This is a genomic window from Bacillus sp. PK3-067, from assembly GCF_056738645.1.
On sequence record NZ_CP096490.1, the window covers coordinates 4,533,356 to 4,557,524 of the forward strand.

25 protein-coding genes, 1 pseudogene and 4 other annotated features are annotated in these 24,169 nt (G+C 37.0%); of the genes and pseudogenes, 9 read left to right on the forward strand and 17 right to left on the reverse strand.

Annotated features, from left to right (window positions below; all coding sequences use genetic code 11):
- Positions 1–11: 11 nt before the first annotated feature.
- From polX to zapA, 3 genes are read right to left on the reverse strand one after another with little or no spacing between them, the layout of a single operon-like run.
- Positions 12–1,730, reverse strand: a complete 1,719-nt coding sequence (polX, locus tag M1D73_RS23315; RefSeq protein ID WP_121868097.1) for a DNA polymerase/3'-5' exonuclease PolX — start codon at positions 1,728–1,730, stop codon at positions 12–14.
- 55 nt (positions 1,731–1,785) lie between these two features.
- Positions 1,786–2,325 (reverse strand): CvpA family protein, encoded by a 540-nt coding sequence (locus M1D73_RS23320; RefSeq protein ID WP_000565409.1) that lies wholly within the window; start codon positions 2,323–2,325, stop codon positions 1,786–1,788.
- A 1-nt stretch (position 2,326) separates the two neighbouring features.
- Positions 2,327–2,596, reverse strand: a complete 270-nt coding sequence (gene zapA, locus M1D73_RS23325) for a cell division protein ZapA (RefSeq protein ID WP_000082701.1) — start codon at positions 2,594–2,596, stop codon at positions 2,327–2,329.
- 124 nt (positions 2,597–2,720) lie between these two features.
- Here zapA and rnhC point away from each other — a divergent pair, with 124 nt between their 5' ends.
- From rnhC to M1D73_RS23340, 3 genes and pseudogenes are all read left to right on the forward strand, one after another.
- Positions 2,721–3,656 (forward strand): ribonuclease HIII, encoded by a 936-nt coding sequence (gene rnhC, locus M1D73_RS23330; protein WP_000071590.1) that lies wholly within the window; start codon positions 2,721–2,723, stop codon positions 3,654–3,656.
- 116 nt (positions 3,657–3,772) lie between these two features.
- Complete coding sequence (locus M1D73_RS23335; RefSeq protein WP_086403646.1) at positions 3,773–4,042, forward strand: hypothetical protein; 270 nt, start codon at positions 3,773–3,775, stop codon at positions 4,040–4,042.
- Positions 4,039–4,290, forward strand: a pseudogene (locus M1D73_RS23340) (hypothetical protein). The gene M1D73_RS23335 and the pseudogene M1D73_RS23340 overlap by 4 nt, the downstream one beginning before the upstream one ends.
- Before the next feature lie 42 nt (positions 4,291–4,332).
- Here the strand turns inward: M1D73_RS23340 and M1D73_RS23345 are convergent.
- The 5 genes from M1D73_RS23345 to M1D73_RS23365 all read right to left on the reverse strand — a co-directional run bounded on the left by M1D73_RS23345 (position 4,333) and on the right by M1D73_RS23365 (position 11,002).
- Positions 4,333–4,467 carry a YuzL family protein gene (locus M1D73_RS23345; protein ID WP_000039592.1) on the reverse strand — a complete coding sequence of 45 codons (135 nt, stop codon included), beginning with the start codon at positions 4,465–4,467 and terminating at the stop codon, positions 4,333–4,335.
- 92 nt (positions 4,468–4,559) lie between these two features.
- Positions 4,560–5,951, reverse strand: a complete 1,392-nt coding sequence (gene asnS / locus M1D73_RS23350) for an asparagine--tRNA ligase (RefSeq protein WP_121868098.1) — start codon at positions 5,949–5,951, stop codon at positions 4,560–4,562.
- A 52-nt stretch (positions 5,952–6,003) separates the two neighbouring features.
- Positions 6,004–6,255 (reverse strand) — a binding site (T-box leader).
- 154 nt (positions 6,256–6,409) lie between these two features.
- Entirely contained in the window at positions 6,410–8,830 is a 2,421-nt protein-coding gene (pheT, locus tag M1D73_RS23355; protein ID WP_121868099.1) for a phenylalanine--tRNA ligase subunit beta, read from the reverse strand.
- Between the two features lie 18 nt (positions 8,831–8,848).
- Positions 8,849–9,883: a phenylalanine--tRNA ligase subunit alpha gene (gene pheS, locus M1D73_RS23360; protein WP_000388219.1), complete on the reverse strand. Its 1,035-nt coding sequence runs from the start codon at positions 9,881–9,883 to the stop codon at positions 8,849–8,851.
- Between the two features lie 44 nt (positions 9,884–9,927).
- Positions 9,928–10,156: a binding site (T-box leader), on the reverse strand.
- A gap of 48 nt (positions 10,157–10,204) precedes the next feature.
- Complete coding sequence (locus tag M1D73_RS23365) at positions 10,205–11,002, reverse strand: TrmH family RNA methyltransferase (protein WP_002026395.1); 798 nt, start codon at positions 11,000–11,002, stop codon at positions 10,205–10,207.
- Between the two features lie 82 nt (positions 11,003–11,084).
- Between M1D73_RS23365 and sspI the strand changes: the two genes are divergently transcribed.
- The 5 genes from sspI (at position 11,085) to M1D73_RS23390 (ending at position 13,986) form a co-directional block, all read left to right on the forward strand.
- Entirely contained in the window at positions 11,085–11,294 is a 210-nt protein-coding gene (gene sspI, locus M1D73_RS23370) for a small acid-soluble spore protein SspI (protein WP_000009509.1), read from the forward strand.
- 176 nt (positions 11,295–11,470) lie between these two features.
- A complete protein-coding gene (locus tag M1D73_RS23375) occupies positions 11,471–12,028 on the forward strand; it encodes an HD domain-containing protein (RefSeq protein ID WP_000554786.1) in 558 nt (185 codons plus the stop codon).
- 290 nt (positions 12,029–12,318) lie between these two features.
- Positions 12,319–13,032: a CPBP family intramembrane glutamic endopeptidase gene (locus M1D73_RS23380; protein WP_001182108.1), complete on the forward strand. Its 714-nt coding sequence runs from the start codon at positions 12,319–12,321 to the stop codon at positions 13,030–13,032.
- A 187-nt stretch (positions 13,033–13,219) separates the two neighbouring features.
- Positions 13,220–13,591, forward strand: a complete 372-nt coding sequence (locus M1D73_RS23385) for a hypothetical protein (RefSeq protein ID WP_000491395.1) — start codon at positions 13,220–13,222, stop codon at positions 13,589–13,591.
- 38 nt (positions 13,592–13,629) lie between these two features.
- Positions 13,630–13,986 carry an ammonia permease gene (locus M1D73_RS23390; protein WP_121868100.1) on the forward strand — a complete coding sequence of 119 codons (357 nt, stop codon included), beginning with the start codon at positions 13,630–13,632 and terminating at the stop codon, positions 13,984–13,986.
- Between the two features lie 21 nt (positions 13,987–14,007).
- Here M1D73_RS23390 and M1D73_RS23395 read toward each other — a convergent pair whose 3' ends face one another.
- The gene (locus M1D73_RS23395) at positions 14,008–15,807 is read right to left on the reverse strand and encodes a DHA2 family efflux MFS transporter permease subunit (RefSeq protein ID WP_121868101.1); all 1,800 of its coding nucleotides are present in this window, start codon (positions 15,805–15,807) and stop codon (positions 14,008–14,010) included.
- Positions 15,808–15,819: 12 nt separating this feature from the next.
- Positions 15,820–16,473 (reverse strand): HlyD family secretion protein, encoded by a 654-nt coding sequence (locus M1D73_RS23400; RefSeq protein ID WP_001071419.1) that lies wholly within the window; start codon positions 16,471–16,473, stop codon positions 15,820–15,822.
- Positions 16,474–16,770: 297 nt separating this feature from the next.
- Between M1D73_RS23400 and M1D73_RS23405 the strand changes: the two genes are divergently transcribed.
- Positions 16,771–17,388, forward strand: coding sequence for a TetR/AcrR family transcriptional regulator (locus tag M1D73_RS23405; RefSeq protein ID WP_000023672.1), 618 nt, complete (start codon positions 16,771–16,773; stop codon positions 17,386–17,388).
- A gap of 40 nt (positions 17,389–17,428) precedes the next feature.
- Here M1D73_RS23405 and M1D73_RS23410 read toward each other — a convergent pair whose 3' ends face one another.
- The 7 genes from M1D73_RS23410 to ytxC form a co-directional block, all read right to left on the reverse strand.
- Positions 17,429–18,514 (reverse strand): M42 family metallopeptidase, encoded by a 1,086-nt coding sequence (locus M1D73_RS23410; RefSeq protein ID WP_000163555.1) that lies wholly within the window; start codon positions 18,512–18,514, stop codon positions 17,429–17,431.
- A gap of 70 nt (positions 18,515–18,584) precedes the next feature.
- Positions 18,585–19,076, reverse strand: a complete 492-nt coding sequence (locus M1D73_RS23415) for a dUTP diphosphatase (RefSeq protein ID WP_000365050.1) — start codon at positions 19,074–19,076, stop codon at positions 18,585–18,587.
- Positions 19,077–19,518: 442 nt separating this feature from the next.
- Positions 19,519–19,875: a 50S ribosomal protein L20 gene (rplT, locus tag M1D73_RS23420; protein WP_001138362.1), complete on the reverse strand. Its 357-nt coding sequence runs from the start codon at positions 19,873–19,875 to the stop codon at positions 19,519–19,521.
- 37 nt (positions 19,876–19,912) lie between these two features.
- Positions 19,913–20,113, reverse strand: a complete 201-nt coding sequence (gene rpmI, locus M1D73_RS23425; protein WP_001125945.1) for a 50S ribosomal protein L35 — start codon at positions 20,111–20,113, stop codon at positions 19,913–19,915.
- Between the two features lie 21 nt (positions 20,114–20,134).
- On the reverse strand, positions 20,135–20,638 hold the full coding sequence (infC, locus tag M1D73_RS23430) for a translation initiation factor IF-3 (protein ID WP_000973215.1): 504 nt from the start codon (positions 20,636–20,638) through the stop codon (positions 20,135–20,137).
- Positions 20,639–20,701: 63 nt separating this feature from the next.
- Positions 20,702–20,822, reverse strand: a sequence feature (ribosomal protein L20 leader region).
- Between the two features lie 210 nt (positions 20,823–21,032).
- On the reverse strand, positions 21,033–22,970 hold the full coding sequence (gene thrS, locus M1D73_RS23435; protein ID WP_000786083.1) for a threonine--tRNA ligase: 1,938 nt from the start codon (positions 22,968–22,970) through the stop codon (positions 21,033–21,035).
- Between the two features lie 47 nt (positions 22,971–23,017).
- Positions 23,018–23,246: a binding site (T-box leader), on the reverse strand.
- Between the two features lie 31 nt (positions 23,247–23,277).
- The gene (ytxC, locus tag M1D73_RS23440) at positions 23,278–24,159 is read right to left on the reverse strand and encodes a putative sporulation protein YtxC (protein ID WP_000569629.1); all 882 of its coding nucleotides are present in this window, start codon (positions 24,157–24,159) and stop codon (positions 23,278–23,280) included.
- Between the last annotated feature and the right edge of the window lie 10 nt (positions 24,160–24,169).

Consider the following 24,169-nt stretch of genomic DNA (forward strand, 5'->3'; position numbering starts at 1 on the left):
TCCCCCTTGTATTACTTATTACGTTTAATATAGTCTAATAAACGTTCAATATCCCACGTGTTAATCACGTTATCTTTTTGAATCCAACCTTTACGTGCTGCTGCTACACCTGTTTCCATATCTTCTAACATTTCAAGCGTATGAGCATCCGTATTAATCGCTACTTTCACACCAGCATCTTGTGCTTGTTTTAATAATTTCGCGCTTAAATCTAGACGGTTCGGATTCGCATTTAATTCTAAAACTGTATTTGTCTCTTTTGCTAGTTCAATTAATAAATCTGTATCTACATCATAACCCTCACGACGCCCGAGAAGACGTCCTGTAGGATGGGCAATCATTGTGACATGTTTATTCTCAAGTGCAGTACGTAGACGATTCATAATCGTTTCACGGTCTTGTGAGAAGCTAGAGTGAATCGCTCCAATGACATAATCTAATTCTGCTAATACTTCATCATCAAAATCAAGCGAGGCATCTGGTAAAATGTCCATTTCAATTCCGCGTAAAATTGTAATGTCTGGATACTTTTCATTCATACGTTCAATTTCTTTCGCTTGCTCACGAAGACGCTCTTTCGTTAAACCGTTCGCCACTTTCAAATATTGCGAGTGATCAGTAATCGCCATAAACTTATATCCACGAGCACGGCACGCTTGTACCATTTCTTCAATAGAAAAAGCACCGTCACTCCAAGTTGTATGCATATGTAAATCACCTTGTATATCGGAAAACTGAATTAAGTTCGGATACTCTTTAATTAATTCAATTTCTTTTCCATCTTCACGCACTTCTGGCGGAATAAATGGCAAACCGAAATGAGCAAAGAAGTCTTCTTCAGTCTCAAATGTTTTCACTTCACCTGTTTCCAAGTTCTCTACACCGTACTCACTAATTTTCTCGCCTTTATCTTTTGCGATTTGACGCATTTTCACATTATGGTCTTTTGATCCTGTGAAATGGTGAAGAGTTGTAATAAACTCTTCTGGTTTTACTAAACGGAAATCAATTGAAATATCATATTCATATTGAAGACGGACAGAAACTTTCGTATCTCCACTTGCTATTACTTCAATCATATTATCAAATTGTAGTAAATGCTCACGTACCGCTGCTGGTTCTGTTGTTGCAATGATAAAATCTAAATCTTTCACTGTTTCACGAACACGGCGCAAACTACCAGCGCGAGAGAAACGAATTACTTCAGCAATATTCGACAATTTCTCCTCTATTTCCCCGGCAATAGGCAATACCATCGCAATTGGTAAACGCTCTGGACGAGAGCCTACTTGATCGATTGCTTCTAATATTTTCTCTTCTGTCTTCTTACCGAAACCTGCTAAAGCTTGTACTTTATTTTCCTCACAAACAGCTTTTAGCGATTCCATATCAACAACACCAAGTTCTTTGTATAACTTAGCTACCTTCTTACCACCAAGACCTGGTAGTTTTAATAACGGCAATAAGCTACTTGGTACTTCTTTTTCAAGTTCTTGTAATACTTCAGATGTTCCCGATTCTATATATTCTTGAATAACTGCTGCTGTTCCTTTTCCGATGCCCGGAATCTTCGTGAAATCTTCAATCTCAGAAAGACTACGATCATCACTTTCTAATGCTGCTGCCGCTTTACGAAATGCAGATATTTTAAATGGATTCGCGCCCTTTAATTCCATAAAAAGCCCGATTGTCTCTAATAATTTGATAACTTGTTTTTTATTTACTTTCATCATTGCCCCGCCTTTCTTTCATAGAAAAAAACTTCTCTTTCCGAAAAAAGAGAAGTTATACTCTGCTACCTGTCTGCCATAGTTCCTTCACCTTTTCAGATAGAATCGGTGTATCGTCTACAATTATTTTGCTAATTGATGATTTTTGTAATGGTGTTTGTACTTGTTCAATCGGAAGAATGTTTCCAATGATAATTAAGACAAACAAAATAATATATACTTCTAAAAATCCGAGGATTGCCCCCGCAAACGCATTTACTTGCTTTAAAACCGGTATTTCTGCAAACATATTTAACAAATTACCAAGTAATGAAAGTGCAATTTTAGTAATAATAAACAATATGATAAACGCAAGCGCTTGATAAAATACTGTCTCAATATTATTTGCATCAATCCATTCTGGAACAGATACGTTTTTATCAAATGGATACGGAATAAATTTCGCAAGTGCTGGCGCTAAATCTTTACAGTACCAGTATGCAACAAGGTATGCGATAATAAAGCTTGTTAACTTTACAAGTTGCAGAATAAACCCTCTGCGTAAGCCGAGGAAAAATCCCATAACAAGCAGTAAAATGATAATAATATCAATCATGTTATTCCATTCCTTTTTTTGTCATACTTTCTTTCAATTTCTCATGTTCTTCTTTTAATTTTATGTAATCGTGTATGACGTTTACCGCCGTCAATACCGCTAGTCTACTCGTGTCAAGCGAAGGATTCTTGGCATTGAGTTCGCGCATTTTATCATCCACAATCGCTGCTACCATGCGGATATGACTTGTACTTTCATCGCCAACAACTGAATATTGCTGACCATAGATTTCTACATTAATTCGACTTTTCTTTCCCTTTTGTTGTGACAACTCACCGGCCTCCAATCACGTACAGAATCCTAAAGTTTATCATACCATGAACCTTCATAATATGGAAACAGAAAGAACAATCCGATATGATAAAAATAACAATATAAAAAAAGGGGCGACCATTATGTCAAATTCTATCGTAATTCAAACAAATTCTACAGTAATTGAAGACATGAAACAACAATATAAACATTCGCTTAGCCCAAAAACTCCGCAAGGCGGGATCTTCATGGCAAAGGTACCATCTTGCACGATTACAGCGTATAAATCTGGAAAAGTAATGTTCCAAGGAGGCCGCGCTGAAGCAGAAGCTTCTCGTTGGCAAACTGTCTCTCAAACACCGAAAACAGCTGTAAAAAAATCTGTCGATTCCCATCGTTATGCGCCTCCTGCTTCCATCGGTACAATGTCTATTGTAGGGTCTGATGAAGTTGGTACGGGAGATTTCTTTGGACCGATGACAGTCGTTGCTGTATATGTGGATGCAAAGCAAATTCCACTACTAAAAGAACTTGGTGTAAAAGACTCTAAAAACTTAAATGACGATCAAATTACTGCCATTGCGAAACAACTTCTACACGTTGTTCCTTATAGCTCTCTTGTCCTTCATAACGAAAAATATAACGAGCTATTTGATAAAGGAAACAACCAAGGTAAGTTAAAAGCTTTACTACACAATAAAGCTATTACAAACTTATTAGCTAAAATGGCACCTACAAAACCTGAAGGCGTCTTAATCGATCAATTCACACAACCTGATACATACTATAAATATTTAGCAAAACAAAAACAGGTACAGCGTGAAAATGTTTACTTCGCTACGAAAGGTGAAAGTGTTCATTTAGCTGTTGCCGCCGCTTCCATTTTAGCTCGCTACTCATTCGTAAAACAGTTTGACGAACTAAGTAAAAAAGCTGGTATGCCACTTCCAAAAGGTGCTGGTAAACAAGTTGATATCGCTGCTGCTAAATTAATTCAAAAGCTTGGTAAAGAACGATTACCTGAGTTTGTGAAACTGCATTTCGCTAATACGGAGAAGGCGATTCGCTTATTAAAATAGTATCGACAAAAACAGGAGCCTACAAACTCCTGTTTTTTGTTTCACCCTACTATTGTCCTTATAGTTTTGTTATAATTATAATATACAGATTATCCTAACATAGGAGGAGATCCCCATTGCTACTTCTACAAATGATTCTAAATATTTTACTAGGCGATCCACACGAAAGACAGTTTGAAATTAGGGAAAACATTCAGCTACTAAGTGAACAACGAGCGTTCAACGATCTAATAGAGCGTTATGGTCGCTCTTTCTTATTAAACTTTCGGATTCGAAGATTTATCGGGAAACACGATGCTCGCTCGTTAATACATAATCCAGCAAAACTACAACACTTCTGTGAGAAACTTGAATGTATGATTAGAAAAAGGAGGTTTTTCATATGAACGCTGTAAAAGTTAAAAAGATATTATATGTTTTCGTACACCTCGTAGGCCCACTTTCTTACTTCACTATTTCTACCATTTGAGGAGCTTTTTTCACTACTAAATCCACATTCGAAAATATATCTGATAATCTTGGCGTGATGGCCATCTATTACGTGTTCATGAGTTTACTGTGGTTTTTCTATTTAGATCGATTAGGCAAAGACATAAATAAGATTACAAAAGAAATTAACGATAAGAAGATGTAATACATGAAAAAAGGAGAGTCGCCAAGACTCTCCTTTTTTATGTTAGCTTCGTTTCTGCTTCTTATTTGATGAAGGTACTTTATGTGAACCTGTTTCATGTGTCGTCGTTCCTTGTCCTTCTACTTCTGGAGAACCAAGGCTTGACCTTGAATGATCTTTTTTCACTTTTTTACTCATTTATATTCACCCCTTCGCGTTACTTTTTGCTACGGGGTCATAAACTATGCAAACAAAAAAGCGAGAGGAAATCCTCTCGCTTTTTTCATATTTTAGAACTCAGAAGAACCTGGAGTTCTTGGGAATGGAATTACGTCACGGATGTTAGCCATGCCAGTGATGTACATTAGGAAGCGCTCGAAACCTAGACCGAATCCAGCGTGTTTTGTACCGCCGTATTTTCTAAGTTCTAAGTACCACCAGTAGTCCTCTTCGTTCATACCTAATTCTTTAATTCTGTCTACTAAAACGTCCATTCTTTCTTCACGTTGACTTCCGCCGATTAATTCGCCGATGCCAGGAACTAGAAGGTCAGTAGCAGCTACTGTTTTACCGTCTTCATTCAAACGCATGTAGAATGCTTTAATGTCTTTCGGATAGTCAGTTACGAATACAGGGCGTTTGAAGATTTCTTCTGATAAGTATCTTTCGTGCTCTGTTTGTAAGTCAATTCCCCATTCTACTGGGTATTTGAAGTCAGCACCTGATTCTTGAAGTACTTTAATTGCTTCTGTATAAGTGATGCGACCGAAGTCTGAGTTAATTACGTTGTTCATGCGCTCAAGAACTGTTTTATCAACGAAGCTGTTGAAGAATTCCATTTCTTCTGGTGCATGCTCTAATACGTATTTCATTGCATATTTCAGCATACCTTCTGTAAGGTTCATTACATCCCCTAGTTCCGCGAATGCAATCTCAGGCTCAACCATCCAGAACTCAGCAGCGTGGCGAGTTGTGTTTGAGTTTTCTGCACGGAATGTAGGTCCGAATGTGTATACATCACGGAATGCTAATGCATAAGCTTCAGCGTTCAGCTGTCCACTTACTGTTAAGTTTGTTTCTTTACCGAAGAAGTCTTTTGACTCATCAACTTTTCCGTCTTCACCTTTTGGTAGGTTATTTAAATCTTGCGTTGTTACGCGGAACATTTCGCCAGCACCTTCTGTATCACTACCAGTGATGATAGGTGTATGAACATGTACGAATCCACGCTCTTGGAAGAATTGGTGAATCGCAAATGCTGCGATAGAACGTACGCGGAACGTTGCAGAGAATGCATTTGTTCTTGGACGTAAGTGAGCGATTGTACGTAAGTATTCAAATGTATGACGTTTCTTTTGAAGTGGGTAATCAGAATCTGATAAGCCCTCGATATCAATTTTTTCTGCTTTAATTTCAAATGGTTGCTTCGCTCCAGGCGTTGCAATTACTTTACCTTCTACTTTAACTGAAGAGCTAAGTGGAAGTTTTGCAATTTCTTTGAAGTTCTCTAATTCTGTATCGAAAACGATTTGAACGCTTTTGAAGAAGCTACCGTCGTTTAATTCGATGAAACCAAATGCTTTTGAATCACGTAAGTTACGAATCCACCCTGATACTTGTACTGTTTGATCTGCATACTTTTCTGTATCTCTATACAGACTTTTTACTAATGTGTTTTCCATAGTGAAATTCTCCTTTGCTCATATATTTAAATACAAAAAAACCTTTCATCCATAAAGGGACGAAAGGTTAAACTTCGCGGTACCACCCAATTTGTCATAAAGACCAACTTTAACTCGTATGTAATACATACTTCCCGGTTTGTAACAGGCCGGATTCCCGTCTAAGTCTACTCTTGAATACGAGATTCAATTTCGGTTAGCAACTCCAAGGTGTTCTTCACATATACCGCCTCATCAGGCTCTCACCGTCCCTGACTCGCTTTGGATTATAGTATATACTACTTTTCCTTATCATCGTCTTTCATTTTGTTAAACTAAAATTAATGTACTACATTCGAGAGAAAGATGCAAGGTGTCGGAAAATATATGAGCGATTTTTGTAATATATCGACTTACCGACAGTGTCCGACAACTAACCCAATAAAAAAATTGCCGGAATATATCCGGCAATTTTCTAATTACTTACGTAACTCCGCACCAAATTTCTCTTCTACCGCTGTTAATACACGGTTATGTGCTTCTGTTACTTCTTCGTCTGTTAACGTACGCTCTGCATCGAAGTAGTTCATAGAGAATGCAAGTGATTTCTTGCCTTCTTCCATTTTTTCACCTTCGTATAAGTCAAATAGTGTTACATCTTTCAGAAGTTCTCCACCAGCTTCAGCAATAACTTGCTTCATTTCGCCAGCTTTTGTTTCTTTCGTTACGACAACAGCCATATCACGTGTCATAGATGGGAAACGTGGAATCGCTGAGTAGTAAGTTTCTTCTGCGTCTGCACCGAATACTTTTACAAGAGATAGTTCGAATACGAATGTATTTTTCACATCTAATTGTTTTTCTGCTTCTGGGTGCAATTGACCGATGAAACCAATTACTTCGCCATCTAATACGATGTCAGCTGTACGACCTGGGTGCATACCTCCACGTTTTGCTGGTGCATATGTGATTTGGTTTGCAACGCCAAGTACGTCGAATAGTCCTTCTAGTACACCTTTCACAACGAAGAAGTCTACTACTTTCTTCTCACCTTGCCATGCATGGTGAAGAGCAAGACCTGTCATAACACCTGCAAGATGTTGTTCTTCTTTCGGAAGTTCTCCTTCTTCTGTCGGTAAGAAGATAGAACCTACTTCGTATAAAGCAACGCTGTCGTTTTTACGAGCGACATTGTATGAAACTGCTTCTAGTAATTGCGGTACTAAGCTTAAACGAAGTTGGCTACGTTCTTCACTCATTGGAAGTGCAAGACCTACAGGCGCCTTTTCGTTTTGCTCAACCATATATTGTTTCGCTTTATCAGCGCTTGTTAATGAATATGTGATTGCTTCATATAAACCAGCACCCTCTAAGAAGCGGCGTACTTTACGACGTTTCGTTTGTGCTGATGTTAATTTACCACGAGTCATCGTTCCAGAAGGTAATGTAACTGGAATGTGGTCATAACCGTATAGACGGCCCACTTCTTCTACTAAGTCTTCTGAAATTGTAATATCAGGACGACGTGCTGGTACATTCACGTGGAATGTTCCTTCTACTTCTGTGAATGGGAATTTCAAGTTTGTGAACATTGTACCCATTTCACTCGCAGAAATATTTGTACCTAATACACGGTTTACTTTTTCAGCAGTAACAGATACTGTACGCTCTTGTACTTGTAAGTTGTCAGCTTCTACTACACCTTCAAGTGCTTCACCGCCAGCATATTTCGCCATTAAAGCAGCTGCGTGTTGAATTGCTTCAAATGTACGTGTTGGGTCGATTCCTTTTTCGAAACGTGCACTTGATTCACTACGAAGACCTAAGTCTTTTGATGTACGACGTACTGTTTGACCTGCAAAGTATGCAGACTCAATTAGAACATTTACTGTCTCATTTGTAACTTCAGAATCCGCCCCGCCCATTACACCAGCAACAGCTAAAGCTTTCGTGCCGTTTGTAATTACAAGGTGGTGGCTTTGTAATGTACGCTCTTGATCATCTAACGTTTCAATTTTTTCGCCTTCTTTTGCAAGACGAACAACGATTTCTTTTGAACCTAATTTATCGTAATCGAATGCATGTAACGGTTGACCGTATTCCATTAAAATGTAGTTTGTAATATCAACTACGTTGCTAATTGGACGAATGCCAGCTGCCATAAGACGAGTTTGCATCCACATTGGTGATGGACCAATCTTTACGTTTTTAACCATTTTTGCAATGTATAATGGGTTTTCTTCTTTCGCTTCTACACTTACAGAAATATAATCAGAAGTTTTTTCTGCTGTTTCTTGTAAGTCGATAGCTGGAAGTTTTACTTCGCGGCCATAAATAGCAGCTACTTCGTAAGCAACACCTAACATGTTTAAGCAATCTGCACGGTTTGGTGTTAAGCCAAGCTCAAGTACTTCATCGTGTAAGTTTAAAATTTCAAGTGCATCTGCACCAACTTCAGCGTCACTTGGGAAGATGAAGATACCATCTGCGTATTCTTTTGAAACTAACTTTCCATCAATACCAAGCTCTTGAAGAGCACAAACCATACCGTGAGAAGCTTCACCGCGTAGTTTTGCTTTTTTGATTTTGAAGTTACCAGGAAGTACAGCTCCAACTTTTGCAACTGGTACTTTTAAACCTTTTGCAATGTTAGCAGCTCCACAAATAATTTGAACTGGCTCTTCTTCACCGATATCGATTAAGCATTTGCTTAATTTATCAGCTTCTGGGTGTTTTTCACATTCTAATACGTGACCAACTACAACACCTTTTACACCTTTATTTAATACTTCAACGCCTTCTACTTCAATACCACTTTTCGTGATTTTGTCTGCTAGTTCTTGTGCTGTTACATCTTTAATATCTACATACTCTTGTAACCAACGATATGATACGAACATACTTATCCTCTCCTTCCCTTACGCTCGTTTGAATTGTTGTAAGAAACGTACATCATTTGTATAGAAATGACGAATGTCATCTACTCCGTATTTCAACATTGCGATACGCTCTGCGCCCATACCGAATGCGAAACCTTGATATTCTTTTGAATCATAACCAGCCATTTCAAGTACGTTCGGGTGAACCATACCTGCGCCTAGAATTTCAATCCAGCCAGTTCCTTTACAAGTGCCGCAGCCTTTGCCATGACACATCATACAAGAAATATCCATCTCTACAGATGGCTCTGTGAATGGGAAGAAACTTGGACGAAGACGGATTTCACGATCTTCACCGAACATCTTTTTCACGAATACTTGCAGTGTACCTTTTAAGTCACTCATACGAATGTTTTTATCAATTACAAGACCTTCAATTTGCATGAACTGATGTGAATGCGTCGCATCGTCGTCATCACGGCGATACACTTTACCAGGACAAATAATTTTAATTGGGCCTTTTTCTTTATTATTTTCCATCGTACGTGCTTGCACAGAAGATGTATGTGTACGTAGTAACGTTTCTTCTGTGATGTAGAATGTATCTTGCATATCACGCGCTGGGTGATCTTTCGGTAAGTTTAGTGCTTCGAAGTTGTAGTAGTCTTTTTCTACTTCTGTTCCTTCAGCTACTTCATAACCCATACCGATGAATACATCTTCAATTTGCTCAACAACAGCCGTTAACGGATGGTGACAACCTGTTTCAACAGGACGACCTGGCAATGTAACATCAATTGTTTCAGTAGCTAATTTCGCTTCAATTACTGCTTTTTCTAAGTTACTAATTTTGTCGTCTAGACGCGTTTGAATCGCTTCACGTACTTCATTTACTAATGCTCCCATACGTGGACGCTCTTCTGCTGATAATTTTCCCATGCCGCGTAATACTTCTGTAATTGGACCTTTTTTTCCTAAATACGCTACGCGTACGTCGTTTAAGCCTTTCAGCTCTTTCGCTTCTTCAATAAGCTCTAACGCTTTTTGCTTTAGCTCTTTTAAACGTGCTTCCATTTTGGAACCCTCCTAATTTTAAAAATAAAAAAACCTCGCTCCCAAAAAGGGACGAGGTAAATTCGCGGTACCACCCTAAATTGACAGAACATGTCTGCCCACTCATTAGTTATAACGATCAATTCTGACCGGAACGCCTTTACATATACATGGTCCTGGCGTCAACTCCAGAGGTGAATTCACTTTCGTCTACCATAAGAATGCTTTCAGTCTACGACATTCTCTCCCTATATGGCGATTTTGTAAGCTACTCTTCTCTATCAACGTTTTTCGTTATTTAACTTTTAATATAATGTACTTCAACTTATTATAAGAAGTTTTTTATTTGTTCGCAACCGGGCTTTGCAAATAATACGTTAAAATCCCTGCTGCAACCGCAACATTTAATGATTCTGCCCCGCCGTAAATCGGAATATACAAGTTTTGATCCGTTTTTGCAAGAATTTCTTGGCGTACGCCATTTCCTTCATTTCCTACAATTAATGCAAAACTGCCAGCCGGCGTTACTTCACCATACGGAACTCCATTTTCAAGAGCTGTTCCATATACAGGAACGTTATTTTCTTTTAACTTGTCTACCCATTCTTCTAAGTTCCCTTTTACAATTGGTAAGTGGAAAATAGAGCCTTGTGTAGAGCGGAGTACTTTACTATTGTAAACATCAACACAACCTTCTCCAAGCACAACGGCGTGAATACCAGCTGCATCAGCTGTACGAATAATTGTTCCTAAATTACCTGGGTCTTGCAGGCCATCTAATAAAAGGAATTTCCCATCAGTAAGAGCTACTTCTTTCTCATGCTTCTCACAAACAGCAAATACACCTTGCGTCGTTTCTGTTTCACGAAGTATTTTTACAATCGCCTCAGGTACGATGTACATTTCCACATCATTAACTGTCCAATCTTTCGGAAGGTCTGTCTGATCTGAAACGATAAGTTCTGTTACAATTCCTGTCTTCAAAGCTTCCTCGACTAAGTGGAATCCTTCTACAAAAAATAAACCTTTTTTATCGCGTTCTTTTTTCGTTTGCAGCTTTTTCCACTGCTTTACACGCGGATTTTGTACTGAATCAATGTTTTTCATAATATGTATTTCCCTCTCTTCTTGTCTTATCATTATAGCCTATTTTTCATACATATTTACATAAAAAAGAACAAAAACTAACATCAGTTTCAATTCTGAAGAAGAGGTGAAAGCAATGAGTTTTAATTTACGCGGTGCCGTATTAGCGAATGTATCTGGAAATTCACAAGATCAATTACAAGAAACAATCGTCGATGCAATTCAAAGCGGTGAAGAAAAAATGCTTCCAGGTCTTGGCGTTTTATTTGAAGTCATTTGGAAAAACGCTGATGAAAATGAAAAGCACGAAATGTTAGAAACACTAGAGCAAGGATTAAAAAAATAAGCAATTTGAAAATCACCTTTGCATAAGCTAAGGTGATTTTTTTGCAGAAAAATTTTTTCTTCTCCTAAACATTTCTACTTTACTAACGAACTATGATGGAGTACAATGTTCAAAATACATTTAAACCGATCGATTTTTCTTCATATACACCATAAGATAAAAGGAGTGAATGTTCTATGCACCGTATTACGCTTGAACAAATTTTTAAACACCACATTACACAAAAATACGTAAACCGTTCTGGAATGGTCCACGCGATCGCTGTCGCTTACCATGCGTTTCACCTAGCCAAAAAGCATCACGCCTCAGTCGATGCTGCCACAAAAGCTGGCTTCCTTCATGATATCGGACATCATACGTGGTACACAGGCGGCGAATGGGATTATGACTTATATAAAAAGAATGATATCCATGCAATTAAAGGCGCTGAAAGAGCACATAAATTACTTATTAGATTAGGAGAACATCCAAAACTAGCAAAAGAAATTTCTATTGCAATTCTTCTTCATACAGATTCTTTCTTAGTGGAACAAGAAATTGAAAGAACATCTCTTCAAAATATTATTAAATGGGCAGACGAAGCAGATGAAGAACCGGGCGGAGCGCATCATTATCGAACAATTTCTTATGAAAAAGCACTTAAAGCAATTCAGCAATTAGATCGATTGGTAGAGCGTGAATTGCAAATAGAGCAAGCAAAATTGAATAACAAGACAGAACATAGTTATCAATGAGAAAGAGGCATCACTACAGGGTGATACCTCTTTTATTATTTTATGGAAAATAAACCTTTATCCCGCATTAACGAGCAGTAAGACCCCCACCTCGAAATTCAGCAAAGACGAGGAAGTTAGGTGGAGAATCAACTGCCCGTAAAAGCCCGATTGGTGAGGGCTGATAATCAGTGGGGGATGAACCTCCCCAATGATTAAAGTTTCACTTTATATGTAATATTTAAATGTTACATTCAAAAACATCTTACTTTATAATTAAATATACAAATATAAAAGAGGTGATTTTACAAATGCAACCCGCTACACAGCTTTCTAATGAACAAAAACACTCGATGTCATGGGGACAATTTATTAGCTCTGTTTTATTCGCCTTTTTTGGAACTGGACTTATTACTATGTTCCTCGCAATGCCATTAACAATTTATACAGCAGGTCTTACAGATAAAAAACAAGTTGCCCTGTATGAATCTATTGCAAATACTGCAAGTACCGTATTACAACTAGCTGTATTGTTATTCTTCATTTTTAAATTCGAACCCGCAAAAAAATTACTACTAAAATCTTTTAACTTTAAAACACTGAAAGAATGGCGCACATACGTATACTTACTTCTTTTCTTCGTTATCAACATCATACTCAATTACATCTTGTTAAATTATGTGTTCCAAGACGCAACAAAGCAGCAATCTTCCGCACTAAGCTTAGACGTCTTTAAGCAATATCAAATATTATTACTTCTCAGCTTTGCAATACTCACACCCATTTTTGAAGAACTTATTTTCCGTGGTTTTATACTTCGCTTCTTCTCAGAACGCTTTCCATTTTGGATTGCAGCCATCGTAACAAGTTTCTTCTTCGGTATCGCTCATACATACTCACTTGGGGTAATGGTAATTACTTTCTTTATGGGATTATTAATGGCCATTTTATGTAAAAAAACAAAGTCCATTATTCCAGCTATGTTATTTCATATTATGAATAACATGTTGGCATTCTTGAGTTAAAAAGAGGTATCATCGCGATACCTCTCTTTACTCTTTTATCATAACTTCAAACTCTTCTGCGGTTAGCGTTTTTGATAATCCGTATCGTTATTACCCATTTCCTTCAATTTATATATACTCATTAATAATATCCAAAATAAACCTCATGTAGTAAAATATAACTTAATTCACATAAAGGAGTTTACATATGTTCAGTATTATTTGGATGCTTTTCACGCCACTTCTCTTACTATGCGGGATTGCTGGTGGTATTTTTTTAATAGTAACGGGGATTAAATATCGGAAATTACTCGTTGGTTTAATGGGGCTACTTAGCCTATCCTTTGTCACACTACCTTTTGTTCTTTTAAGTGTAGGGATTCATATCGATACAATTTTCCCGATTCCAACTGCTCTTTACTGGACCCTATTTTCTTTAACTGGATTATTAGCAGGGGTAAGTGGAGTACAAGCCAAAATTAAAAGTATACGTAATATGGGATTCATTATTTTTACCATTGGAATATTAGGTGTTATCTTCTGGGAGCTCATGTCTGTAGGTGATTCATTCTATATATAATATTTTTTAGCAACCTACAAATCGGAGGTAATACAGAAGTGTTTGGAATATTAACTTGGATGATTTTAGCTCTTACTTTAATGTTATACGCATTTATCGTTGGTATTTTTTTAATTATTTATGGTATTAAATGTCATAAATCACTCACTATTATAGCTGGTTTAATTAGCATATTACTTATCGTTGTTCCTATCGTTTGTATAGGTTCTGGAATAGATTTAGAGGGGATGGTTCCAATTTCGGGAACTTTATATTGGTGCTTCTTCTCTTTAGCTGGACTATTAGCTATTATAAGCGGCAGGCAAATATCGAGTATTTGTTCTATGGGGATAATTTTGTTTCTAGCAGGGCTGTGCTCCGTAACTGGTTATTATTTTTTATATCTCACTCTTTAAAAAGACAAAAAAGCAGGGAAATTAATTCCCTGCTTTTCTATTTGGTTTATTGCCTGATTGTAAGAAGAACGATAACACCCAAGCGATACCTGCTAGTATCGTTGCGATTAAGAAGGCATCGTTAATACCGTTAATTGCAGATAGCTTTGAAATTTGTCCATATAATAGTTGTGTGCTCATCGCGTCTCCTGCTTGAGCTGATCCAGCTAAGGCCGCTAAGCTTTGACCCATGCCGTGTACTTTATCAACTAAAATTGGGTTTGATGTTGTTAACATGTTGCCGTAATCAGCTACGTGAGCAGTCGTTTGTTGCGTCATAAGTGTAATTAAAATAGCTGTTCCGATTGAACCCGCTACTTGTCTTGACGTATTTTGCGTTGCTGTACCGTGAGAAATTAATTTCATCGGCAGCGCGTTCATACCAGCTGTCATAATTGGCATCATAATGAATGACATACCAATTGAACGTATAATATAATCCGTCATAATAACGCTATACGGTGTATCCATCGATAATTTTGTAAATTCATATGTCGCATACGTCGTAATTGCCAATCCAATTATCGCTAATGGACGAATACCATATTTATCGAATAATTTACCCGCTACTGGTCCCATGACCCCCATAATTAATGATCCTGGAAGAAGTAGTAAACCAGATTCAATTGGCGTAAAGCCACGAATGTTTTGCAGATATACTGGAAGCAATAACATACCTCCGAATAATGCCATCGTAACGATTGCATTAATTACTAAAGTAAAAGTAAATACTGGATATTTAAATACTTGTAAATCAAGCATTTTATTGTCCGTTGTTAACTCTCTCCAAATAAATAACGCTAAACCAATTACACCGATAACAAGTGAAATAATGACTTCTGCACTAGTCCAACTATTATTTCCAGCTTCACTAAATCCGTACAATAAGCTTCCTAGTCCAATACTTGAACTAACCACACCGAATATATCTAATTTCGTTTTAGACACCGGCTGAGCTAGTGTAAAGAATTTTAAAGATAGGAACGTAATAATTAAACCAATAATAAACATCGCATAGAACATTAAGTTCCAGCTATAGTTTTCAATCACCCAACCTGTTACAGTTGGTCCGATAGCTGGTGCTAAAATCATCGCTACACCTAGTAATCCCATCGCCGCTCCGCGTTTATGAGGCGGGAATAACGTCATGAAGATATTCATACCAACCGGCATTAAAATACCCGCACCAACTGCTTGAATTACGCGACCTGTCATCATCATTGTAAAGTTTCCTGAAGTAGCACAAATGATAGATCCTACCGTGAAGAATAACATTGCTGCTACGAATAATTTACGATACGTAAATCGTGAAACTAAAAAGGCACTAATCGGTACTAAAATACCATTTACAAGCATGAAGCCTGTAATTAACCATTGTGCTGTTGAAGTTGATACATTAAATTCATTCATTAACGGAGGTAATGCAACATTAATGATTGTTTGGTTTAAAATAGAAACGAACATGCCTAGAATTAATACAGCTACAACTGCTTTTACGTTCACATTCTCTACAGGCATAGACATTTGTTTTTTCGGCACTTCTTTTTCTTGTTTTACTTCTTCTTGCTTTCCTGTTTCTAACTCAACTACATTAGAAATTTCCGATTCTTGCTTTCGTTCAATTTCTTTCTCTTCTGTTTCAACTTTACTTACTTCTATTTTACTTACGGCTGGGACTTGTTCTTCTCCCATTTTCGTTTTTTTCTTTCGTAAAAGACGATTTACAAGGAAGAAGACGATTATACAAAATAGTGCATATCCTGCAATTACAATTGAGGACATCTCATCTCCCCCTTACTTATGAATACGAACTGTCACATTCATGCCAGGAACAATATTTACTGATTTGCTATGATCTAAAGAAATTTTAACTGGTACTACTTGTGTTACTTTCGTATAGTTCGCTGTTGCGTTGCTTGATGGCAACATAGAGAATGTATTCGCTGTTGTTAAGCCAACTTGTTCTACTTTTCCTGTTAACGTTGTATCTGGGTATGCATCTACATACACATCTACATCTTGACCTTTTTGAACATCATCAACATCTGTTTCTTCAATGTTTGCTGTTACCCATAAATTGTTCATATCAAATGCATAAGCAATCGGGCTACCCGCTCCAACGAAAGCATTTGTTGTCGCGTTTGATTGTACAACTGTTGCATTTTGTGGAATTGTTACATCTACTGTTTGTTCTCCATTAGCTGCCGCTACAGTAACAGTACCTAATTTATCGTTCTCATTATAATTTTTTCCTACTTCAGCTTTCCAGTCAGTTAGTTTACCTGCTACTGGTGAAGCAACCGGAATTACCTTTCCATCAATCTTTGCATTGTCTGTTTTTAAGTAATTTTCCGTTTGATTGTAATAGTAATAACCGCCAATACCGCCGCCAACTAGTACAATTAATGTGATAATGTTGATAATTACCATTCTTCGAAACTGATTCATTGCATTCCTCTCCTTATATCGCATATAATTTTTTTCTAAACTATTTATGTCCTTATTGTTTAGATTGTTTAATTGTTAATTATATTAACCTTTTAACAAAAAAATCACACCATCTGCAGCGTAAATCGAAATTTATCTACCTGCGAGCGGTGCTGATTTCTGAAGGACTATCGTTTATAATTATAAATAATTATTTTGAATCTACAACCGACAATTCACGTATGAAATGTCGTTTAAACAACAATATAATACCAATATGTTGTTTAAGTATAGAAAATTAAACGAGGGGAAATAAAAATGTCTATTAAAAATACAAATGATCCACGTGTAAAACGGACGAGACAACTCATACAGGATGCTTTTGTCGCTTTAGTAGGCGAAAAAGGCTTTGAAAATGTAACTGTGCAACATATCGCAGAACGCGCTCCTGTAAACCGCGCTACATTTTATAGCCATTACCACGATAAATATGACTTACTAGACAAAAGCATTGAAGAAATGTTAGAAAAGCTAACTGAAGTAATTAAACCGAGAAATAGAAATAAAGAAGATTTCCAACTAACATTTGATTCGCCACATCCAAGTTTTTTGGCCTTGTTCGAACATATTGCAGAAAACACTAACTTCTATAACGTCATGCTTGGTGATAAAGCTGCTGGAAACTATACGTATAAGATGATGAAAGCAATTCAAACGCATTTAACATTAAGCCTCTCTATTTCACAACCTAACGATGAAAAACTAATGGTTCCACGCGATATTCTCATTAGTTATGTTACTGGTGCCCACCTAGGAATGATTATGTCATGGCTAAAAAGAGGGATGATATATACCCCGCATTTTATGGCGATGCAATTAACTCGTTTAATTATTTTAGGGGCTCATACTGCTGCAGGATTAGAAAGGCCTTTTTAAAACATAAAAAAGCGAAGGAGAAGCTCCTTCGCTTTTTCTATTAATTAAATGTAATGTTATGTACAGCCTCTTTATCAAGACGTTTAATAACTTCTACAATTAACTTCACTGCATTTTCATAATCATCACGATGTAACATTGCCGCATGAGAATGGATATAGCGCGTTGCAATTGTAATTGCCATAGAAGGAATACCATTTACAGCAATGTGAATCGCACCCGCATCCGTTCCTCCGCCTGCTACTGAATCATATTGATACGGGATTTGTAATTCATCAGCAACATCAACTACGAAATCACGTAAACCTGTATGTCCAATAACAGAAGCATCATATAAAATGATTTGTGGTCCATCGCCCATTTTACTTTGTGCTTCTTTTGACGTTACACCCGGTGTATCTCCAGCGATACCAACATCTACTGCGAACGCGATATCTGGTTTAATATAATTCGCAGATGTTTTTGCGCCACGAAGACCAACTTCTTCTTGTACAGTTCCAACGCCATATACAACATTTGGATGCTTTTCATCTTTTAATTGTTTTAATACGTCAATTGCAATTGCACAACCGATTCGGTTATCCCATGCTTTTGCAAGTAACATTTTTTCATTCTTCATCACTTGGAATTCAAAGTAAGGTACAACTTGATCTCCTGGTCGTACGCCCCACTCCATCGCTTCTTCTTGGCTAGAAGCACCGATATCGATGAACATGTCTTTAATTTCAACTGGCTTTTTACGAGCTTCTGGAGGTAAAATGTGCGGTGGTTTTGAACCAATTACACCTGTTACATCTCCTTTACGCGTTACAATCGTCACGCGTTGCGCAAGCATAACTTGTGACCACCAGCCACCAACCGTTTGGAAGCGCAGGAAACCTTTGTCATCGATTTGTGTAATCATAAATCCAACTTCATCTAAATGACCTGCAACCATAATTTTCGGGCCGTTTTCTTCCCCTACTTTTTTCGCAACTAAACTCCCTAAATTATCAGTAGAAAGTTCGTCCGCAAACGGCTCAATATATTTCTTCATTACTTCACGTGGTTCACGCTCATTACCAGCAATACCACGTGCATCTGTTAATTCTTTTAGCATTGTCAATGTCGCGTCTAATTTTGTCATTGCCAACACCCTCCTTTTTCTTCAGTCAATTCATTATACAATAATTAAATTGAAATATTCAAAAATTAAATTAGTATCCTTGTGTTTGACGCTGATGATTTACTTCATTTTTATCTAAATATGCTTTTTCAATCTCTTCTTGTTCAAATTCAAGTGCTTGTCCAAGTCGAAGATAGCTCGTAAATAATTCAATATAGTTTGTAATAGATGGTTGATCTGTAAAACGAATTACTTTCGCATATGTGTCTAAGAAAATTTCCACTTGTGTTTTATTCGTCTGTGCACATTTATAGAATAGGAAGTTTTTATCAATACCTAAATCAATTCCGATTGATAAAATAAAATGCAAACCATCTACGTATTCTTCTAATATTACTTCACGTTCTGATGCCGGTTTGTTGCTCCAATATTTAAAACAACGTGTTTCATTTGCAAGTTCTCCAATTTCTACAAGAAGAGCTAACATTTTTTCTTTTAACAATTTTTTCGGTTGTAAGTCATGTTCTTTTGCAATACGGTCATCTAATTCTTTTTGTAATTTAAATAGTTGTAGTAAGTCCATTCTATTGTCCTCCTCCAACATCGCATTTTACGCAACAATGTTGTTTCATCTCAAAGTTCATTATTATGTTTCAGTTCTTATGAATAAGTCAGCTATCTAACTCTTTATAAAATAGCTTGTCCTTAATTTACAAATACGTTTCAGTCATCGCTCTTAAATTGTTCATCTGATGAAAGTTCCATATCATCTTTCCATTATAGCAGTGTCGTTTCAGCTAGGAAAGATACTCTTCTTTCCAAACGAGCAGAATTGAAAAAAGCCAGGAGTATTCTCCTGACTTCATATGTATATTCTTCTATACTGCTATAACTTTTATATTGATTTTGTCATATTGATAACAACATAGCCGTTAATCTTTAGAATTTCTTTCACTTCTAACTTCTATTTGAATACAAATAAAAAAACCTTAGAAGAAAATTCTTCTAAGGTTTCAACTAATTAATTAGTTAATGTTGTTTTTTGCAACTGTTGCTAATTCAGCGAAAGCTTTTTCGTCATGAACAGCTAAGTCAGCAAGCATCTTGCGGTTAACTTCGATGCCAGCATTTTTAAGACCGTGCATTAAGCGGCTGTAAGAAAGACCATTCATACGAGCTGCTGCGTTGATACGTGTAATCCATAATTTACGGAAGTCACGTTTCTTTTGACGGCGGTCACGGAATGCATACATTAGAGATTTCATAACCTGTTGGTTAGCAACCTTGAATAATGTATTTTTTGAACCGTAGTAACCTTTTGCTAATTTAATTACTTTTTTACGACGTTGACGAGTAACTGTACCACCTTTTACTCTTGGCATAATATTACCTCCTAATTGTTCTATATATCAGCCGAACTTATTTTAAGTTGTCAAGCATTTGACGAATGCGTTTGAAGTCACCAGCGCTTACTACACCAGCTTTACGTAGTTTACGTTTAGCTTTTGTAGATTTGTTAGCGAATAAATGGCTTGTGTAAGCGTGAGAACGTTTCAGTTTACCTGATCCAGTCTTTTTGAAACGCTTTGCAGCGCCGCGATGAGTTTTTTGTTTAGGCATAGGTATTTCCTCCTCTATCTATTACTTATCGTTTTTCGGTGCTAAAACTAAGAACATACTGCGTCCTTCCATTTTAGGCTTAGATTCAACTGTGCTAACTTCAGCACAAGCTTCTGAGAAGCGATCTAAAACACGTTGACCGATTTCTTTATGAGTAATGGCACGTCCTTTAAAGCGAATTGATGCTTTAACCTTGTCGCCTTTCTCTAAAAACTTGATAGCATTACGAAGTTTTGTGTTAAAGTCGTGTTCATCAATTGTTGGACTTAAACGAACTTCTTTCATGCTAATTACTTTTTGATTTTTGCGCTGCTCTTTTTCTTTCTTCTGTTGCTCAAAGCGGAATTTACCGTAGTCCATAATGCGGCATACTGGCGGTTTCGCATTTGGAGCAACTAATACTAAATCAAGATTAAGATTTGCAGCTAAGTCTAAAGCGTCATTACGAGACTTGATTCCAAGTTGATCGCCATTTGCGCCAACTAAACGTACTTCACGTGCACGAATTTGCTCGTTAATCATCATATCCTTGCTAATAGTAAGCCACCTCCAAGGTTTTCTCAGAACATATTTTGTAGTCATAGAACCCGAACAAAAAAAGTGCGGGCATACGACACCCACACTTGTAAAATCTTAAGTAAGAAATACATTTACCTGTTAACTGCGAATGCGTCCATCAGGTGAGAAGCGGGTGCTTCTACTTGTTCCACAAAACAATATTCTATTATCCTTGATGAGTTTATCATAGGACATGACGTCTGTCAAGAAGACGCGATGTGTTTTACTAACAACAAGAAATATTGTAACAAACAACTAACATACTTGCAATACTTTTTTATGATAAGTGTTACATGGTTATTTTTTCTAATTTTTCTCAAGTATATTACATAAAAAAGCCGCGGTATACCGCGGCTTTTTCTTATCGTTTTCCTTCTACTTTAATCATGTCAACAAAAGCATCTAATGCGATTGTTTCTGATTTTTGTTCACCATATTTACGTACGTTTACGCCGTTTTCAGTTACTTCATTGTCACCTACTACAAGCATGTACGGAATTTTTTGCATTTGTGCTTCACGGATTTTGTAACCGATCTTCTCTTCACGAGTGTCTAATTCAACACGGATACCAGCACGACGCAATTCGTCTTGTACTTTCTTCGCATAGTCTAAATGTACTTGCGGAGAAACTGGAATTACTTGTACTTGAACTGGAGCTAACCATGTTGGGAATGCACCTTTGTATTCTTCAATTAAGAAGGCTACAAAACGTTCCATAGTTGATACAACACCACGGTGAATTACAACTGGACGATGTTGTTTACCGTCTTCACCAACGTATGATAATTCAAAGCGTTCTGGAAGCAAGAAGTCTAATTGTACAGTTGAAAGTGTTTCGTCTTTTCCAAGAGCAGTACGAACTTGAACGTCAAGTTTTGGACCGTAGAATGCCGCTTCACCTTCAGCTTCATAGTAATCAAGACCCATTTCATCCATAGCTTCTTTTAACATACCTTGTGCTTTTTCCCACATCTCATCATCCGCATAATACTTTTTAGTATCTGCTGGGTCGCGGTAAGATAGACGGAATGAGTAGTTCTCTAAACCGAAATCTTTGTACACTTCTAGAGTTAAGTTTACAACACGTTTTAACTCTTCTTTAATTTGATCTGGACGAACGAAAATATGCGCATCGTTTAAAGTCATTCCGCGTACACGTTGTAATCCAGATAACGCACCTGACATTTCATAACGGTGCATTGTTCCAAGTTCCGCAATACGGATTGGTAATTCACGGTAGCTGTGAATATCATTTTTATAAACCATCATATGATGAGGACAGTTCATTGGACGAAGAACTAATTCTTCGTTATCCATTTCCATTGATGGGAACATGCCATCACGGTAGTGGTTCCAGTGACCAGAAGTTTCATAAAGCTCTCTGCTTCCTAGTACTGGAGTATATACGTGATCATAGCCTAAGCTTGCTTCTTTATCAACGATATAACGCTCGATAATACGACGAATTGTTGCACCCTTTGGTAACCAAAGTGGTAAACCTTGTCCTACTTTTTGGCTATTAGTAAATAGTTTTAATTCTTTACCTAATTTACGGTGATCGCGCTCTTTCGCTTCTTCAAGCATACGTAAGTGCTCATCTAATTCCGCTTTTTTAACGAATGCAGTACCGTAAATACGTTGTAGCATTTTATTATTGCTATCGCCGCGCCAGTAAGCACCTGCAACGCTTAATAATTTAAACACTTTAATTTTCCCTGTAGATGGAAGGTGAACACCACGACAAAGGTCGAAGAATTCGCCTTGCTCATAGATTGAAATAACTGCATCTTCTGGAAGATCGTTAATTAAATCTAATTTTAACTCATCGCCGATTTCTTCAAAGCGACGAATTGCTTCTGCACGTGGTACTTCATGACGAACGATTTCTAAGTTCTCGTTCACGATTTTTTGCATTTCTTTTTCGATTTTCTTGAAGTCTTCAACTGTAATTGCTTCTTCCATATCAATATCGTAGTAGAAGCCATTTTCAATTACTGGACCAATGCCGAGCTCAACCTTAACATCTTTATATAAACGTTTTAACGCTTGTGCTAAAAGGTGGGCTGTTGAATGGCGTAAAATATATAGGCCATCTTCAGAATCTAATGTAATGATAGAAACTGCACCATCTTCTTCGATTGGTGTAACAAGATCGATCATCTCATCGTTTAATTTTCCAGCTACAGCTTTTTTCTTTAAGCCTGGGCTAATAGAAGCTGCGATTTCTTCAGTTGTTACGCCTTTTGGAAACTCCTTCACAGCTCCATCAGGGAAAGTAATTTTAACTACATCTGCCATCACTGGTCACTCCTCTTTTTCTCAAAATAAAAAACACTCATCCCGTAAAAAGGGACGAGTGTTGAATTCGTGGTTCCACCCTTGTTCCAATTAACATAATTGTTAATTGCTCAAGTTCAACATAACGGTGTTGTCCGTTAGCAATTACTAGAAAAACCGTTCACTGCTAAAGTTTAGAGGTGGTAAGTAATAATCCCGTACTAGGAAGCTCACACCCTAAGGCTTCCCTCTCTGAAAATCGTAGAAAACTACTCATGTCCTCATCATGACATTTCAATATATTTCATTTATGTAGGTAATTATATGCTCAAAAACTTAGAAAATCAAGGGCGTTACCTTTATTTTTTAAATTTTTCACATTGCGCTCAAAATCATGTAATCCATGTAATTGGACCCGTTCTTGGAACACATTTCGCAAAGTAATAATCATATTATGGTCTTGTTCTTTCGTATATAAATAAATCTTTTTAGGCGAAATAGAAAGAAGCGGCGCAATTACTTTCGTATCAATATATACATCATTTTGCTTTAATAATTCCTCATCTATATATTGGACCAACTTCTCCTGTTTTAAACGTCTACCTTTATCATCATAAAAGATAAAGCTTTCATCAAAAATAAGATGCACGCAAGACAAACGTGATTTACGGCTACTTACTTGTTGCCGAAGCGTCTCAATGAACATTTGGTATTCTTGCTCCATCTTATATTCATCAATTGCCACTTCCGCAAGTTTAGCCACCATTTCCCTATATGTACGAAGACGAAAACGGATATATGATGAAAACGAGAATGAGAGCGGATCACAAAGCCAATTATTTAAAGAAGACTTAATATATGACTCAAATGCGTTACGCGTTAAATCCTGAGCTACACCTTTTCTTCTTCCCTTTAAAATCTCATGTGCCATGTGCAATATTTGATGACACTCTTCTTGTTCTTCATAAAAAAACTTTTCTTTTAAAATCGTATAAATCCACTCATTTTGTTTCACATTCACAATGAAATACACCATTACTGGCAATAAGATTTTTTCAATATAATTCGATTCACGTACTGGTATGTGAATCACCACTTTTTGTTCCTGTAAATACACACTCGTTTCCTTATATAACACTTCCGCTCTTTTCAGCAATTGTCTATATACGTGCATAGCATCATTTTTTTCTTCGAAGCAAATTTCAATCACTTTTGTCCCC

Coding starts and splice junctions, on each gene's coding strand:
- M1D73_RS23410 (WP_000163555.1), bottom strand. CDS start 18,514: ATGACAAAATTAGACGCGACATTGACAATGCTAAAAGAATTAACAGAT.
- rplT (WP_001138362.1), bottom strand. CDS start 19,875: ATGCCAAGAGTAAAAGGTGGTACAGTTACTCGTCAACGTCGTAAAAAA.
- rnhC (WP_000071590.1), top strand. CDS start 2,721: ATGTCAAATTCTATCGTAATTCAAACAAATTCTACAGTAATTGAAGAC.
- M1D73_RS23365 (WP_002026395.1), bottom strand. CDS start 11,002: ATGATAAGACAAGAAGAGAGGGAAATACATATTATGAAAAACATTGAT.
- asnS (WP_121868098.1), bottom strand. CDS start 5,951: ATGGAAAACACATTAGTAAAAAGTCTGTATAGAGATACAGAAAAGTAT.
- thrS (WP_000786083.1), bottom strand. CDS start 22,970: ATGGCAGATGTAGTTAAAATTACTTTCCCTGATGGAGCTGTGAAGGAG.
- M1D73_RS23405 (WP_000023672.1), top strand. CDS start 16,771: ATGTCTATTAAAAATACAAATGATCCACGTGTAAAACGGACGAGACAA.
- M1D73_RS23415 (WP_000365050.1), bottom strand. CDS start 19,076: ATGGACTTACTACAACTATTTAAATTACAAAAAGAATTAGATGACCGT.
- M1D73_RS23320 (WP_000565409.1), bottom strand. CDS start 2,325: ATGATTGATATTATTATCATTTTACTGCTTGTTATGGGATTTTTCCTC.
- M1D73_RS23375 (WP_000554786.1), top strand. CDS start 11,471: ATGCACCGTATTACGCTTGAACAAATTTTTAAACACCACATTACACAA.
- pheS (WP_000388219.1), bottom strand. CDS start 9,883: ATGGAAGCACGTTTAAAAGAGCTAAAGCAAAAAGCGTTAGAGCTTATT.
- sspI (WP_000009509.1), top strand. CDS start 11,085: ATGAGTTTTAATTTACGCGGTGCCGTATTAGCGAATGTATCTGGAAAT.
- M1D73_RS23385 (WP_000491395.1), top strand. CDS start 13,220: ATGTTCAGTATTATTTGGATGCTTTTCACGCCACTTCTCTTACTATGC.
- polX (WP_121868097.1), bottom strand. CDS start 1,730: ATGAAAGTAAATAAAAAACAAGTTATCAAATTATTAGAGACAATCGGG.
- M1D73_RS23395 (WP_121868101.1), bottom strand. CDS start 15,807: ATGTCCTCAATTGTAATTGCAGGATATGCACTATTTTGTATAATCGTC.
- infC (WP_000973215.1), bottom strand. CDS start 20,638: ATGATGATTAACGAGCAAATTCGTGCACGTGAAGTACGTTTAGTTGGC.
- M1D73_RS23400 (WP_001071419.1), bottom strand. CDS start 16,473: ATGAATCAGTTTCGAAGAATGGTAATTATCAACATTATCACATTAATT.
- M1D73_RS23345 (WP_000039592.1), bottom strand. CDS start 4,467: ATGAGTAAAAAAGTGAAAAAAGATCATTCAAGGTCAAGCCTTGGTTCT.
- rpmI (WP_001125945.1), bottom strand. CDS start 20,113: ATGCCTAAACAAAAAACTCATCGCGGCGCTGCAAAGCGTTTCAAAAAG.
- pheT (WP_121868099.1), bottom strand. CDS start 8,830: ATGTTCGTATCATATCGTTGGTTACAAGAGTATGTAGATATTAAAGAT.
- M1D73_RS23380 (WP_001182108.1), top strand. CDS start 12,319: ATGCAACCCGCTACACAGCTTTCTAATGAACAAAAACACTCGATGTCA.